The 15,859-nt window shown below is 58.7% G+C and carries 12 protein-coding genes; 7 read left to right on the top strand and 5 right to left on the bottom strand.

The window, feature by feature from the left end:
* Positions 1-32: 32 nt before the first annotated feature.
* From FHX10_RS34020 to FHX10_RS34010, 3 genes are read right to left on the bottom strand one after another with little or no spacing between them, the layout of a single operon-like run.
* The gene (locus FHX10_RS34020) at positions 33-1,904 is read right to left on the bottom strand and encodes a glycosyltransferase family 2 protein (protein ID WP_028756231.1); all 1,872 of its coding nucleotides are present in this window, start codon (positions 1,902-1,904) and stop codon (positions 33-35) included.
* Positions 1,901-2,884, bottom strand: coding sequence for a UDP-glucose 4-epimerase GalE (galE, locus tag FHX10_RS34015; protein ID WP_028756232.1), 984 nt, complete (start codon positions 2,882-2,884; stop codon positions 1,901-1,903). Before galE ends, FHX10_RS34020 begins: the two co-directional genes overlap by 4 nt.
* 1 nt (position 2,885) lies before the next feature.
* Entirely contained in the window at positions 2,886-3,908 is a 1,023-nt protein-coding gene (locus FHX10_RS34010) for a UDP-glucuronic acid decarboxylase family protein (protein WP_028756233.1), read from the bottom strand.
* Positions 3,909-4,296: 388 nt separating this feature from the next.
* Between FHX10_RS34010 and FHX10_RS34005 the strand changes: the two genes are divergently transcribed.
* Positions 4,297-4,617, top strand: a complete 321-nt coding sequence (locus tag FHX10_RS34005; RefSeq protein WP_028756234.1) for a hypothetical protein — start codon at positions 4,297-4,299, stop codon at positions 4,615-4,617.
* 15 nt (positions 4,618-4,632) lie between these two features.
* Here the strand turns inward: FHX10_RS34005 and FHX10_RS34000 are convergent, their stop codons facing one another.
* Positions 4,633-5,415: a helix-turn-helix transcriptional regulator gene (locus tag FHX10_RS34000; protein WP_028756235.1), complete on the bottom strand. Its 783-nt coding sequence runs from the start codon at positions 5,413-5,415 to the stop codon at positions 4,633-4,635.
* 835 nt (positions 5,416-6,250) lie between these two features.
* Between FHX10_RS34000 and FHX10_RS33995 the strand changes: the two genes are divergently transcribed.
* From FHX10_RS33995 to FHX10_RS33970, 6 genes are all read left to right on the top strand, one after another.
* Positions 6,251-7,225 (top strand): hypothetical protein, encoded by a 975-nt coding sequence (locus FHX10_RS33995; protein ID WP_049808170.1) that lies wholly within the window; start codon positions 6,251-6,253, stop codon positions 7,223-7,225.
* A 146-nt stretch (positions 7,226-7,371) separates the two neighbouring features.
* Positions 7,372-9,411 (top strand): hypothetical protein, encoded by a 2,040-nt coding sequence (locus FHX10_RS33990; RefSeq protein WP_184390757.1) that lies wholly within the window; start codon positions 7,372-7,374, stop codon positions 9,409-9,411.
* 25 nt (positions 9,412-9,436) lie between these two features.
* Entirely contained in the window at positions 9,437-11,749 is a 2,313-nt protein-coding gene (locus FHX10_RS33985) for a type I secretion system permease/ATPase (protein ID WP_028756239.1), read from the top strand.
* A 5-nt stretch (positions 11,750-11,754) separates the two neighbouring features.
* A complete protein-coding gene (locus FHX10_RS33980; protein WP_028756240.1) occupies positions 11,755-13,104 on the top strand; it encodes an HlyD family type I secretion periplasmic adaptor subunit in 1,350 nt (449 codons plus the stop codon).
* Between the two features lie 125 nt (positions 13,105-13,229).
* Complete coding sequence (locus tag FHX10_RS33975) at positions 13,230-13,721, top strand: hypothetical protein (protein WP_028756241.1); 492 nt, start codon at positions 13,230-13,232, stop codon at positions 13,719-13,721.
* A 269-nt stretch (positions 13,722-13,990) separates the two neighbouring features.
* Complete coding sequence (locus FHX10_RS33970) at positions 13,991-15,643, top strand: GNAT family N-acetyltransferase (RefSeq protein WP_029733027.1); 1,653 nt, start codon at positions 13,991-13,993, stop codon at positions 15,641-15,643.
* Here FHX10_RS33970 and FHX10_RS34885 read toward each other — a convergent pair.
* On the bottom strand, positions 15,612-15,859 hold a 248-nt coding region (locus FHX10_RS34885), incomplete at its 5' end, for a hypothetical protein (protein WP_210294530.1). The two genes, FHX10_RS33970 and FHX10_RS34885, sit on opposite strands and share 32 nt — an antisense overlap.

Genomic DNA, 15,859 nt, shown 5'->3' with positions numbered 1-15,859 from the left:
CTCCATACTCGACACTTGCCGGTTCCGCCGGCTTACACACCATGTTCGTCTCGGTCGGTTCTGCCGAAACCATTCCATCTCAAGTGGAATTTCACTATCCTGGTCTTGCCGCCGCCGAGGCCGGCCCCGGCCACGGCAAATTGCGATTGGGTAAAACTGACGAGCGTCTGGCCGTGGGAAAGGGCCTCGAGGCTGTGCAGACCATGGGTACCCGCTTGCATGCCGCCGGTGATGCAGATCGCAAACCCCATGGCCGTCGCAAGCCACAGCCGGCGTGATTGCGGCCGTAATGGCAGACCGTTCTCGATTGCGTGGCGAACGACGATCAGCGCCGTCAGTGACAGATAGATCGAAAGATTCATCGCCGCGAAAATATAGAAGCCCTGAGCGGCAGCGGCCTCACTGGCGAGCACCATCGCGACAGCGCACATCCCGGCGAACGCGATATAGGGTGCGATGACGCGCAGCGGCAGCGACTGCTGCTGCTGCCTTCCCTTCGGCGTGATGCGAAAATCGACGAAGGAGCCGCAGATATGATCGCGAACGGCCGCCAGGCTGCCGGCCAGCGACCATGGCCAGCGCAGGAATATGAAGGCAAGCCCTTCCCAGCCGAACAGTTTCGCATCGTAGGGCCGGAAGGTCGCCGTGGCCCGCCAGAAGAAGGCAAACAGCGTCAGCACGATCGAGATCGGCACGAAATGCAGCAGGAATTCCGGATAGGTCACATTGACGAAGACATGGCCCGTCAGAAGCGCTGCAACCGGCAGCAGGAACATTACGGCCATGAAGGCGGAAAAGAGCGGATACCACAGCTGCGAGAACACGAACTGGAACCGCAGCCGCCAGGGCAGGTGCATGACATGGTGGCGGGAATGTTGCAGCAGAATGGTGACGAGGCTGCGCGACCACTGGAATTCCTGGACGACGAGATCGGCGAAGTTTGCCGGGCCGTCGCCATGGGCGATCGCATCGACGGCATGCACGCCGCGCCAACCGCCGGCATTCATCATCAGCGTCGTCGAATGGTCTTCGGCAAGTTCGGGACCGAGGCCGCCGATCTGACGAAGGGCTGATGTGCGAACCGCATAGTGGGAGCCGATGCAAAGAGGCGCCCAGCCATTGTTGTAACCGGTCTGCAGCGAACCATGCAGGCTTGCCTCCGCATAGAGCCTGCCGCGCGCCGCCCAGCTTGCCCCGGCGTTGGCATCGCAGATGCTGGGAGCCGAGACATAACCGACCTCAGGATCGGTGAAGGGGCGCAGGATTTCACGGAGATAGGTCGGCGTCGGTACATGGTCGGCATCGAACTGGGCGACGAAATCGTAGCGCGCATAGCCGAAGTGGTCGTAGAAATAGGCAAGGTTGCCTTCCTTGCAACGTGTGCGACGCGGCCAGATGGTGCGATGATACTCCGCCACGCCCTTTCGGGTGGAGATCAGCACGCCGTGCGCCGCACACCAGCGCCTGGTTTCCTCCGAAGGGTCCTCGTCGGCCAGCCAGACATCGAAATCGACGCCAACCTGGTCGAGCATCGCCTGCAGCGTGGCGCGGACGACGGCAAAGGGCTCGGACGGCGCCTTGGTGACGACCATTGCCACCCGCCCTTCCGGCAGCCGTGCGCGTGGGCTGATCGTCCTCGCATCGAGGAAGATCAGGATGAAATAGGCCGGCACCAGCGTAATCCAGGCAAGCACGAGGGTGATGAGCACGAAAGCCGCCCAGGAAATAATATGGGCGGACTGGCACCACCAGATCCAGAAATAGCCGAGCGACGCCAGCCAGCAGAGGATGCCGAAGCCATAGGCGACGCGGTTCCAGCCGGTGAAAACAGGATCGAATGCATCGGCCGCGGTGGCGGCTTTCGCCATGCCGACGCCGTGGCCAACTTGCGAAGCGTCGCTCATGCGGTCATCTCCAGTCCGAAGGTGGGACCGGCGGTGCGGATGATCGTATCGATATCCGAGAAAACCGGCACGAAGCCGAGTTCCGCCTTTGCCCTTGCCGTGTTGGCAAAGAGGATCGGCGGATCGCCGACGCGGCGGGAGCGATAACGGACCGGAACTTCGCGGCCGCTCGCGCGATGGATCGCTTCGAGAATCTCGCGCACCGAGGTGCCCCGGCCGGAGCCGAGATTGACGCTGAGCGAGCCGCCATCCGCCATCAGGTGGTTGACGGCGGCGAGATGCGCCTGCGCCAGATCGCTGACATGAATATAGTCGCGAACACAGGTTCCGTCCTCGGTCGCATAATCGGTGCCGAAAATATCGAGCCGCTCCAGCCTGCCGGCGGCGGCGAGAAGGGCGCGAGGAATGAGATGGGTTTCGGGGTCGTGGCGCTCGGCAAGCTCACCGTCCGGATCGGCTCCGGCCGCATTGAAATAGCGCAGCGCGGCAAAGCGGATGCCATAGGCAGCGGCAAAATCCTCAAGGGCCATCTCGAATATCAGCTTGGTGCGCCCATAGGGATTGACCGGCAACCGCGGGCTTTCCTCTCGTATCGGCAAGGAGTCGGGAACGCCATAGGTGGCGCAGCTGCTCGAAAAGACGATCCGGTCGATATCCTGGTCGAGGCAGGCCTCGAGCAGCGTCAGACTGCCGACGACGTTGTTGCGGTAATATTTCCTCGGCATGTCGACGGATTCGCCGACATAGGCATTGGCGCCGCAATGGATAACGCAATCGGGCGAAAACTCTGCGAGAGTCCGGCGCAGCATGGCGGCGTCGGCAAGCTCGCCCCGAATGAGGGGCCCCCAGCGGACACTGTCGGCATGTCCCGTAGAGAGATTGTCGTAGGTAACCGGCGTCATGCCGGCGCGCGACAGCGCTTTGCAGATATGACTGCCTATGAAACCGGCGCCGCCGGTAACCAGAATGTAGCGGGGCATCTCATACGATCTCCGCCTTCTCTGTGCCCGCCAGCAGTCCGTCGAAATAGTCGACGCTGCGAGCCAGACCGGTTTCGAGCCCGATGCGGGGCTGCCAGTCCAGCTCTGCCATGGCCCGGGAAATATCCGGCCGCCGCTGACGAGGGTCGTCGGCGACCGCAGGCAGGTGGACGATCCGCGAACGGGAATTCGTCAGGTCCCGAATGATTTCCGCCAGGCGGCGAACGGTGATTTCGGTCGGGTTGCCGAGGTTGATCGGACCGTTGCAGGCGCTGCCGGCAGCCGAAAAACGCAGGAAACCCTCGATAAGATCATCGACATAGCAGAAAGAACGGGTCTGCTCGCCATCGCCATAGATCGTCAGGTCGGCATTGCGCAGGGCCTGCACGATGAAATTGGAAACAACCCGCCCGTCGTCCAGGCGCATGCGTGGTCCGTAGGTGTTGAAGATGCGGCCAACCTTGATGTCGACGCCGTAAGTCCTGTGATAGTCGAAGAACAGGGTTTCGGCACTGCGCTTGCCTTCGTCGTAGCAGCCGCGCGGCCCGATCGGGTTGACGTTGCCGCAATAGGATTCGTGCTGCGGGCTGTGGGTCGGGTCGCCATAGACCTCCGACGTCGACGACTGAACGACGATCGCACCGGTCTTTCGCGCACAGTCCAGGGTGTTGACCGCACCGAGCACGTTGGTGAGCAGCGTTCCCACAGGATCCCGCTGATAATCCGGCGGAGAGGCGGGAGAGGCGAAATTGAAGATGAGTGACGCGTCGATATCGAAGGGCTGGCGAACATCGTGCTCGACGATGTGGAAGCGGCTATTCGATAGAAGGTGATCGACATTCACACGGCGGCCGGTCGAAAAATTATCAAGGCATATGACCTTGTGGCCGCGCTGCAGAAGCCTTTCGCAGAGATGAGAGCCGAGGAAGCCGGCCCCACCATTCACAAGGACGGTGCGCGCGCCTTGGGGCACCGGCATGCCTGACACTTGAGAATAGCCGTCGTTGGGAACGAAACTACGCATTACAAACTCCTTCCCATGTTTTTAGTCTTTTGATTTGGGTATGCCCTTCATATCTCCCTTATCCGCCTTGATATTCATTATTATGACTATCAAGTCTGAATAACTTTCTGAGTTATTCTTTGGATAACTGAATTAGTATTTCAATGATAAGTCTATTGCCGACAAGGTCAACTTTAAAAATTCTAGATATCCAAAATAATTACGCAAATATTCTTCAAAGTAACAATTGATTAATCACTCCGGACACTTTTCCGCCGCAACGCCCATCATCCATTGCTTAAGCTTCACGCAATGAAACTAATATAGAACGGACGGCGTGCAGCTTGGCCGCGCTTGACCGCACGGCCGGTCTTGCATCGGGGAGCGCGATATGCGAGGGGTTTTGGCCATGTTGAAAAAGCAAGATGTAGCGCAGCTGAAAGGCTGGCGTCTTCGCTCGACAATGTTTGTCTGGGGAATGGCGCTTCTAGCGACCGGGCCGACGGCCTGTACGGCCGTCGATGACGATATCGCCGTCGTCGCGAAAAAGAATGTCGTCGTGGTCGAGGCACCGCGTGTCTCGAAGGCCTATGCTTATCCGGCAAGCCGGACCGAGCGCCGGGCTGCGGCAACGGTTCGCACCGTCGCCTATCACGGCTCAGCGCCTTATATCTGCTCTCCGAGCGGCTTCGGACAGAAGTCGCGCTGCTTTGCGCGTCCTTCGATCTGAAATAAAACCATTAGATCAATTGCGCCACCGGCCGGACATGTCGTCTTCGCCGACGGGATGCTCATTGAAGAAGCGCGATGCCGCTTCGGTGCGGTTTCGGACGTTCATCTTCTTGTAGATGTTGCGGACGTGAACCTTCACGGTGTTTTCGGAAAGATGCAGCTTGTCGGCGATGATCTTGTTCTGCGTCCCCTTGCAAATGAGGTCCAGGATCTGAACCTCCCGGGTTGTCAAAGCGGAGATGCTGTCGCGTCTCAGCTTGAGCGCATTGCTGCGCGCCACATCGACCGATTTTGTCTGATAGAGCGAAGGTTCCAGCTGGGCATTCTTGTTGGTCAGACGATTGAGAAGCGCTGACGGAAAATGTTCGCCGCCCTTCATCAGCAGATCCACCGCGGCCATGAAGACATCGAGCCGGAGATTGAGCGGCAGGACACCATCGATGATCCGTGCCTCGACCAGTCGGCTGACATAGGGTTCGAGCATGTCGATCGCTTCAACGACGAGCCCGATTGAGGTTTCGGGGTGGTTTTCGCGGGCAGCCTGCAGCGCTTCATGAAGCTCCGGGGCGGGTATATGGTAAAATAAAACGAGCTTTATATCGCTGGTGTCTTTTTCCAGCATCGGATTTGTACTCGCTATACTTGTCACTTCACAGTTCGGAAATTTTTTTGCGAGTGCCTCTACCATGCACTCTGAAAACAGATCCGCCTTGGCCACCACTAGTATAGTATTTCCGGACGAACCCAACTTCCTTCCCTGGTCCGCATTCTCCATTCCTGAGCCTGTCATGAACATATACGCCTCCCCTAGCGTTACACTTTACTCAAACGTGGAGCGATGGCGGGTATTAAATAGTATGAAATGCCGGCCCCTGATGTCACCGCTTTATTTTTTAGACATTTCTTAATTATGTTAATACGGATTGAGAAGGAAGGAAATGGCCCAAAGTGATTAGTTTTCGCGGACGAAAAACGATACGTTACAATGCTTTGGTTGTATTTTCACTGCGATAGATACTTCAAGGTTATATTTGTCGTGACTATAGATGATCGACTGAATGTAATATTTCAGTACAAATTGTCATATTTTCGTCATGCGGGGATGCACCGGGATGAGGCAGAGACGTGTCGAAAGTCGGCTCTCAACCCAGCCGCGAATGCCGGGCGTCCCGCATTCCAGCTGCTCAGCAACATCGATTCCGACAAGGTCTTAATGCTCCCGCGACGGGGTTATCCGGACGTGGCAGATCCGCCTTAGCCCGAATTGATATCTATCGGATCCGCATTTTTTCCACCAATCTGTGGTCGTCGTCCAAGTGGTGACATGGAAGAGCTATGTATCTGCATGCCTTTTTGATGCATGACTTCCATTTATGGCAACTCAACTAAAAGAAAACCTGAATACTCCTTATCCTCTTCAGGATATGGAGTCGGATATGTGCGGCATTGTACTGAGTACGTACGTTCCCAATACTATCGATTTGATCAACAAGTCGCGACAAACCCGCAGATGACTAGTATCGAATACATCTGCCGATGTTCACCGCATCGGAGCGAGCGCGAGCAAAATCCCATTTGAGATGAGAGGGATTTCGAAAAGCTGCTCCGGTTTTTTTTCTGGAGTAACTGCAATGTCTGACGACTATAAGCCCCCGAAATCTTCGGGCGACGAAACCGAAATCACGAAGGTCGGGGCTCTGGCCGACGGCTTTGCAAACAGTGCTGTCAATTCAACTGAAGTCGACGACGGCTCGACCGGTTATGTCGGCGTCGCCAATGGCGACAATCGCGACAATACGGACAACAGCGTCGACGTCGACGTTAAGGCCGAAATCTCCGCCAGCAATGGCGACAACCGCGACAACGACTATGACTGGAGCTACAAGTCCGACGACGATACGAGCGTCAAGACCACGACGATCACCGACACCGACACCAAAACCGATTACGACTGGAGCTATGACAGCAAGTCGTACAGCGACAACGACACCGACACCAAGACGATCACGGATACCGACACGAAGACCGTGACCGACACCGATATCAAGACCATCACGGATACGGATACCAAGACGGTCTCCGACAGCAACAACACCTCCGACAGCTTCAACAAGACGGACACCGACTTCGCCGTGATCGAGGACGTCAAGGACTTCGACAACCTCGGCGTTGCCGGCCACGACCTCACCTTCAATCTCGGGGACGACTTCTCCTTCACGCTCGACGTCGACAGCATCCTGAACAATTCGCTGTCCGGCGAGGGCAATGACAGCGGCTTCAGTGCCGTCCAGGCAAACCATCTGGCCGACCAGGACCAGGCCTGGAACATCAAGATGGACAATGGCGGCGCCGACAACCACCTGAAGGCGGACGCCGGTCACGCCGACAGTGCCGAAGGCATTGAGATGGACGGCAAGGGCTGGGACCTCAAGGCGGGCGACGATGCCAGCGGCTCGAGCACGGCCGATGCTTCGGCAATCCTTGCCAATTCCGGCTTCCACCTCGAGCTCGTTCAGGGTGCGAACCTGCTCAGCAATACAGTCGACTCCAGCGTCATCGGCGGCAATTCTCATGTCTCCGACGTCGGCGAGGATACCGGCACCTGACACTGACCTCCAACGACCAAGACGAACTGCACCGGCTCCGGCCGGTGCAGTTTGACTGCTTGAAAACGGTTTGACGACCACACCACGGCTCCCAACGAGGGGCGCCTGATAAGGCCGATCGTCATTTCGAATGGGAGGGCCGAACCATGCATATCGAGAAGATTTCGGAAATCATTGCGCATTTCATCGGTGTCTTCGAGATGACGATCGACGAGATGAGGTTGCGCACCAATTATGCCGAAGGGGCAGGACCCGGCGCGGATGGACCGGCTCTGCCGGATCAGGATGCCTTTACCGCCGCCTTTTCTTCCGATTTCCAGCTCAAGGACTACGATCCGGGCGTCATTTACCAAAGCGGCAGTTACGAGATCGAATATGGTCCGACGCGCCATGTAGGCCGCGTCCTCGAAGAAAGCCTTGAGAAGCTGGCGGCGATCGCCGCAAAGGACATCCCGCTACCGCATTTCGGCGATCCTACGGATATCGTGCTGTCGGATGAGCCGGAACTGACCGTCTTTGCCGGGCCTGGCTCGGCTATCAGCCATGTCCTTCAGGTCAACGTTCTCTACGACGACGACTATCTCGACATGACGAATGGCATCCATGCGCCTCGCGACACGAGTTTCGTCATCGAACGGCTCGCGGATTTCAGCGCCAAGGCCGAGATCTTCACGCCTTTTTCGAGCCTGCACCGGATTGATACCTATGATGGCGCGCTGAAGATTGCCGAGGATATCGAAACCTATATCCAGAATGCCCAGAATACCGAGGACAGCGGAACAACCTCGCTCAGCACCGACCCGACGCATCATTTCGTCACCACCGATCTGGTGGGCGACGACCCCATCATCTATGTCAATGGCAAACGTCAAGCCGACATCCCCGTCCTCGACGACTTCCTGCCCGACCGCGGTCTCGCCAAGCTCCAGGAAGAAGCTGACGACAGCAATTCATCCGTCGAGCAGACAGATCCCAGCGGCAACAGCCTTGATGTGACCGCCGGCGCAAATTTCGTGGTCAACATCGCCTCGGTGATCAATACCGGCGTCATCACCTCGGTCACCGCTGTCATGGGCAATTACCACCAGATCGACGCGGTCTCCCAGGCCTTCGTCTACAGCGATAATGACGAGATCGCCTCGACGCTGCGCTCATCCGGCCATTCGGCCGAGGAGGCGGGAACGATCGCCAAGAATATCGCCGTCTTCGAAAACTGCACCTTCGCAGCATCGAGCCACGCCGACACCGATGCTGCCGACCCGACATTCCCGAACAGCTGGCGCGTCAACGTCATCGATGGCGACGTCTCCTTCGTACAGTGGATCGAGCAGTATCACTTCATCAGCGACAACGACACGATGACGGTCACCACCTCGGGATCCGAAGCCACGGTTCTGACGGGTGGCAATACCTCCATCAACTTATCCTCCTTTTTCGGGATGGGCATGCAGTATGACCTGGTGATCATCGGCGGCAATGTGCTCGACATCAACAGCATCACGCAGATCTCGCTGCTCTACGACAATGACTGGGTGCGGGCGGAAGACGGCGTCGATCCGGGCGCCGACATCCAGACCGGCAACAACCTGATCTGGAATTTCGCCTCGATCCACAATGTCGGGACAGGCACCCCGTTCGAGGCCATGCCGGACTATATGATCGAAGCGCAGAAGGCGATCGAAGATCGCGATCCCAATATGCCGGAGGGGCTGTCGTTCGATGTGAATTTTCAGGGATATGCCGGCCTCAACGTGCTCTACATCACCGGCAATCTCTACGACATGACGATCATAAAGCAGGTGAGCATCCTCGGCGATTCCGACGATGTGACCCAGGCGGCGGCGACGCTCCTCGGCAACAATCCCGATGCGACGGTGACGATCGACACCGGCAGCAATGCGGTCATCAACATCGCCGAGATCGTCGACTACGACAGTTTCGGCCAGACCACCTATCTGGCAGGCCAGCTCTATTCAGACGCCATCCTCATTCAAGGCGGGCTGGTGGAGCATGATGCGACGCAGCCGCAGTCAGCCGACGACAGGCTCGCCAACGAAGTCATCGCCTTTCTCGATGACGACGATCCCACGGCCGGCTGTTCCGCCGATGGCGTCATCAATGCCGGGCATGATCTTTCATGGTCGTCGGCGCACCCCGCCGACGTAATGCAAGCCATGGTCGCGTGACCTTAAGTATTGCGAAGGAACCACGATGAACCAGATTTCGAAACAAGTTTTTGCAGCAGGCAGCGCTCTCGATCTGAGGTCGGGCAATATTCCCTCCGCTGCCCCTTCGGAAACGGCGCCGGCCAATCTGTGCATCTCTGCGATCGACGAGGCGGTCGAGAACCTTCGCAGGCTCAGCGGCGCCGCTGCTTCATCGACCGAAGGCGGCAAGAAGACGGCCGAAGTTGCAGTAGGCGAGGCTGCCGCTATGGCGCGCGAAGACACAGCGCCGCCACCCCTTGCGCAAAAGGTGGTGATGCCGGAAGCCTCGCCGAAACCTTCGGCCGCGGAAACGGCGCCTTTCGCCGCGGTGGTGCAGGCCCCGGCCACAGCAAAACCGGCGGAAGCACCCGCCCAACCGCAGATCGAAGCGCGGGCGGCGCCTGAACTGCCGAAAGAGACGACCGAGCTCAAATCGAACCCGACGATGCCCTTCGGCAAGACGATCGAAGGCGAGGGCGGTCCGATCAGCGAGAATGACAGACGGCTGCGCACCGGCGGCGGCGGAACCGGCAAGGATTCCGATCCCGGTGGCGGCGCGGGCGGGGGCGGGGGAAGTGGCGGCGGTTTTCACAAGCGCAGTGAGCCTGTGAATTTCGCCGCCAGCCTCTCGCGCGGCATGGCGGCGGTCCGACGCAACATGGCTGTGGTCATGATGTTCACGATCGCCATCAACGTGCTTCTGTTGGCGATCCCGCTCTATCTCTTCCAGATATCCGACCGGGTGCTGACCAGCCGCTCCATCGACACGCTCGTCATGCTTTCGATCGCCGTGCTCGGCGCCGTGCTGCTGCAGGCCTTCATGGATTCGGTGCGGCGCTTCATCCTGATGCGCACCGCGGTGGAGCTCGAAGTACAGCTCGGCGCGCCGATCCTCAGCGCTGCGGCGAGGGCGTCGCTGCATGGCAGCGGCAAGGATTATCAGACGCTGCAGGACCTGCAGCTGCTGCGCGGCTTCGTGACGTCAGGCACGCTGATCGCATTTCTCGATGCGCCGCTGATGCCGTTCTTCGTGGTCGTCGTCTATTTCGTGCATCCGCATCTCGGCATCATCATCATGGTCTGCTGTGCGGTGCTTTTTTTCATCGCCTATCTCAATCAGAAATTCACCGCCCGGCAATTCGCCGAATCCAACGGCTATCTCAGCCGGGCGAATTTCCATCTCGATTCCATGTCGCGCAATTCGCAAATCATCAACGCCATGGCGATGATCCCCGAGGCGGTGAAGATGTGGGGCCGGGAAACGGCGGGCTCGCTGAAATCGCAAGTCGAGGCTCAGGACCGCAACATTATCTTCTCGGGCATATCGAAGGCCTGCCGCATGATTACCCAGGTTACCCTGCTCGGCTGGGGCGCGCATCTGTCGCTCGCCGGAGAATTGACGGGCGGCATGGTGATTGCGGCCTCGATCATTTCGGGACGCGCGCTGGCGCCGATCGAAGGCGCCATCGAAGGCTGGCACCAATTCAACCGGTCGGCAGCCGCCTATGGCAGGATCAAGGGACTGCTGTTGAACTCTCCCTTGAACTTCCCGCGCCTGCGCCTTCCCAATCCGGAAGGCCGGCTCGATGTCGAGCGCATTCTCTTCGTGCCGCCGCCACAGAAGAAGGTCATTCTCAACGGCATCTCCTTCTCGCTCAGGAAGGGGGAATCGCTTGCGATCATCGGCAATTCCGGATCGGGCAAGACGACGCTCGGCAAGATGCTCGTCGGCTCGATCGTTCCGACATCGGGAAATGTGCGCCTCGATCTGATGGATCTGCGCAACTGGGATCAGCGTCAGTTCGGCGAAAGCATCGGCTACCTGCCGCAGGACGTGCAGCTCTTTCCCGGTACGATCAAAGCCAATATCTGCCGCATGCGCGACGACGTCGACGATCATCAGATCTACGAGGCAGCAGTGCTCGCCGACGTGCACGAGCTCATCGCAAGCTTCCCGCAGGGCTATGAAACCATCGTGGCGGCAGACGGCGCTCCGCTTTCGGGCGGCCAGAAGCAGCGCATCGCGCTTGCCCGCGCCTTCTTCGGCAATCCCAAATTCGTCGTTCTCGACGAGCCGAATTCGAACCTCGATACCCAGGGCGAGGCAGCGCTTGCCAAGGCGCTGATCCACGCCAAGAAGCAGGGCATCACCACGGTCACCATCACCCAGCGCCCCGCCCTTCTCCAATGCGTCGACAAGATCCTCGTGCTCAAGGAGGGCACTGTCGCCATGTTCGGGGAAAGGATCGAGGTGCTGCAGGCGCTTTCCAAGAACAACGGCAATAACGGTCAACAAGCACCGCGTATCGAAGGGTGAACGACATGGGACGCAAAAATCGGGAGACATCAGGCCCGGCGCAGCTCGAATGGTATAGCGACGTGCCGCGCTCGATCCGCGTGCACAGCATCGTCGGCCTGACGGTTCTCTTCACCTCGTTCGGCGGGTTCGGCTTCTGGGCTGCGACGGCACCGCTCGCCTCGGCCGTCATTGCCCAGGCGAGCTTCGTTGCGACCGGCAACAACAAGATCGTCCAGCATCTGGAAGGCGGCATCATCAAGGAGATGCGCGTCAGCGAGGGCGACACGGTGAAGGAAGGCGACGTCCTGCTGACCCTCGACCCGACAGCATCCCGCTCGAACGAACGGATGCTGCAGCTTCGGCGCCTGCGCCTGGAAGCCGTCGTAGCAAGGCTCCGTGCCGAAGCGCAGGGCCTGCGGGAATTCCAGGTTCCCGATATCGTCATGAAGGAAGCAAGTGATCCAGACATCAACGCGATCATCCAGAGCCAGAACGTCGTCTTCCACAGCAAGCAGATCAAGCTCGAAGAGCAGCTCAATCTGATCGAGAAAAACATCAAGTCGCTGGAATACCGGTTCGGCGGCTATAAAGGCCAACGCGAATCCTTCGAGAGACAATTGGCGCTGCTGACCGAGGAACGCGATTCCAAGGCGCGCCTGGTCAAGGTCGGCTATATGCGCAAGACGGATCTCCTGGCAATCGAACGGGCGATCGCCGATGCGATGGGCGATATTTCTCGCCTGAACGGCGAGCTCAACGAGAGCGAGGCGGAGATCGCCAAATTCCGCCAGGAAGCCATCATCGCCGTCAACTCCAACAAACAGGCGGCACTCGATGCGCTCGAAACCGCCGAATCCGATCTGGACAGCGTGCGCGAACAGATGCGCGAGGCTGCCGGCGTGCTCGAACGCACCACCATCCGCTCACCGGTGACGGGCACAGTGGTGCGCTCCTATTTTCATACCGCCGGCGGCGTCATCACGACCGGCAAGCCGATCATGGAAATCCTGCCGGCGCATGTGCCGCTGATCCTGGAGGCGCAGGTGCTGCGTACCTCCATCGATCAGTTGCACGAGGGAGAAACAGCCTCGATCCGCCTGACGGCGCTCAACCGGCGCACGACGCCGGTGCTGCAAGGCAGGGTCTTCTACGTTTCGGCCGACTCGATCGAGGAAAGTTCCGGGGTCTCGGTCAAGGACGTCTATATCGTCCGCGTCGAAATACCCGATTCCGAGATTTCCCGAGTGCACAATTTCCATCCCGTTCCCGGCATGCCAGCAGAAGTGCTGATCCAGACGTCGGAACGCACCTTTTTCGAATATCTGAGCAAACCAATCACCGACAGCATGTCACGGGCTTTCAAGGAACGCTGATCACTCGCAATCAGGCAGGGAGCGGTCCGGCAATATGACGGCCTCGTCCATTGTTCTGATATAATGTCGGCACGTATCATCCCCTTGGGGATGGGTCGTCCCCTCAGGGGGAGAAAGGGTAGAGCATGGCGGCGATGTCCGATGTCCTGTTGCGGGTCGGCCGCCTGAACTATGTCTGGACGAATACCGAAAGCCTGCTGATCTACATCATCGCCCATCTTCTCCGGGTCGAAAAGGATGCGGCGATCGTGGTGTTCCTGACGCTCAATACGACGCGCGCCCGGATCGATCTCATCGAACGGCTTGCCAAGCTCGCTTCGACCTCAGCTTCCGACCGGAAGGCGATCCTTTCAGCCATGTCGCGGCTGAAGAAGGAATCCAAGACACGCAACAAATACAATCACTGCATCTATTCCTTCGACGAAAAGGGAGAGATCTCCAGCACGCAGCTGATGCGGCTGGTCGAGGACGACAAGGAGATCCGCTATGGCAAGATCGAGCAGATGGACGCGCGCGAGCTCGACCTTCTGGAAAAGTCGATCGCCGAAATCGTCGCCATCAGCCGGACGCTCTGGGCCTTCATCCATGCGAGCCCGAGGATCGCCGGCGAGCTCTGAGTAACTCTTACGAGTATCTCTTTCCAAAACCGTTGCACACTTTCGGGCGAGATAGATTGAAGCGTCGCATTCGACAGGGGCATCGCGCTCTATGTCTTTGAATTGATATGTGATCTTTACTGAAAACCGACTTCGATTTTGGGTTAAGCGCCGGCTCAGGACTAATCATATTTAAGCCCTGCAAATCATCCGGACGGTTTATTTGAAGATCGGTGTTTCCCATTAGAATGAAACCTCCCGAGTGACGTATGGGGTATTGGGGGGCGGACATGCGCATAGATGTTATCGACACTATTGCCGGGTTCGAGGCGCTACGCGACAACTGGGATCGGGTCTTCATGGAAGATCCCGACGCGCAGCATTTCCTCTCCTGGATCTGGCTGAAGAATTATCTCTCTCGCCGGCGCCGCTGGTTCATCCTTGCCCTTCGCGAGCGCGATCCCGCAGCACCTTATGTCGCCTTCTTTCCGCTGCGCCTCATCACCCATCTGAACGAGAAGACCGGGCTCTTCTACGACGAAATCATAATGGCCGGGAATTTTGCGGCCGATTACACCGGCTTCATCGTCAGGCCGGATTACGAGCATCATGCCATTGCCGGTTTTGCTTCGTTTATCAAACATCAGAACTGGACCGATCTGAAGATCGAATATTTCAGCGGCCCAGCGGGCCGGCGTGAGAAGATGATCGAGGCGCTGCAAGGGCCGGAGGTGATGTTTCGCGACAGCTCGCCGATGAACAGCGAGAACATCGACAACACGATCTGCCCGATCGTCCCGCTGCCGGCAAGCTTCGACGATTATCTCGAACAGCGCATGAGCAGCCAGACACGCCAGAAGCTCCGGCGGTTCCTGCGCAAGGTCGAAGGCGACGATATCTACCGGATCACCATGGCAACCCCCGAGACCATCGATCGCGACCTCAACATCCTCTTCAATCTCTGGCGGATCAAATGGAGCGCCCGCAAGGGTGCGGAGCGGACCGAGCGGCTAATCGTCACCACGCGCGAGATGCTGATGGACTGCTTCAACAGCGGCAATCTCGACGTGCCGGTCTTGTGGTACGGCGACCAGCCGCTCGGCGCGCTGGCGAATATCGTCGACCGGCAGAAGAAGGCCATCCTCTTCTATATCACCGGCCGCGACGAGAACTGGAAGACGCCGTCTCCCGGCCTCATCCTGCATGGCTACTGCATCCGGCGGGCGATCGAGGACGGTTTCAAGACCTATGACTTCCTGCGCGGAAACGAACCTTACAAATATATGTTCGGGGTAGAGGAACGGCGGATCAGTTGCACCCTGTTCCGCACCCGCAACGGCCAGAACCTGCATGGCGTGCTCAACCCGCGCAGCATTCGCTTCGTCTATGAACAGGCGCTCGATATGTACCGCAACGGCGCCCGCGGTAAGGCGGAGATTGCCTTCAACCAGGTCCTGCAATCGGCTCCCGGCCATACCGGCGCGGAATTCGGCCTTGCCAATCTGCTGTTCGACCGCGGCAAGCTGACGGAGGCACTGACTGCCTACAACGCGCTCACCGAGCGAGCGCCCGATCCGACACCGATCCAGATGCGGCTTGGCGACACGCAGCTTGCCCTGCATCAATATGACCAGGCCGCAGAGACTTTCCGCCAGGTCGGCGAGATCGGGCCGCATCTCATCCAGGCGCATTACAAGCGTGGCATCGCCCTTACTGCCAGCAGACGGCTGGCTGAAGCAGAAGCCGTCTTCGCTGCGATCCAGGGAGTGCATTCGGACGATCCGGCCGCACTGGATTATGCCGCCAAGGCAAGTGCGGCGCTTGAACGCATTCGCGAATGTGCCGAGCCGGCGGCCCGCAAGACGGACATCGTGCCGGAAACCATCGCCCGCTGGAACCGGGGACGGCAGCTCAGCGAACGACGCCGACCGCGTCTGCATTGAGGACTTTTTGCCATGGTGCGGAAAGGCGGTCCGACAGTTCCGGCACGACACATTTTTCCGTTTCCACGCTGCCATGGGCTCTGGGGCGAGTGCTGAAGCCTTGGCTTAATTCCATCTGGAAACGCCAAAAGCCCGCACGAGGCGGGCTTTTTGTATCAGTGTGTATGGCGGTCTGTGTGGGATTTGGTTGCGGGGGCAGGATTTGAACCTGCGGCC

It is taken from the genome of Rhizobium sp. BK591, assembly GCF_014195045.1.
GTDB lineage: Bacteria > Pseudomonadota > Alphaproteobacteria > Rhizobiales > Rhizobiaceae > Rhizobium > Rhizobium anhuiense.
Note: the sequence above shows the minus strand (reverse complement) of the source record. Positions and strands in the feature narration are given on the sequence as shown.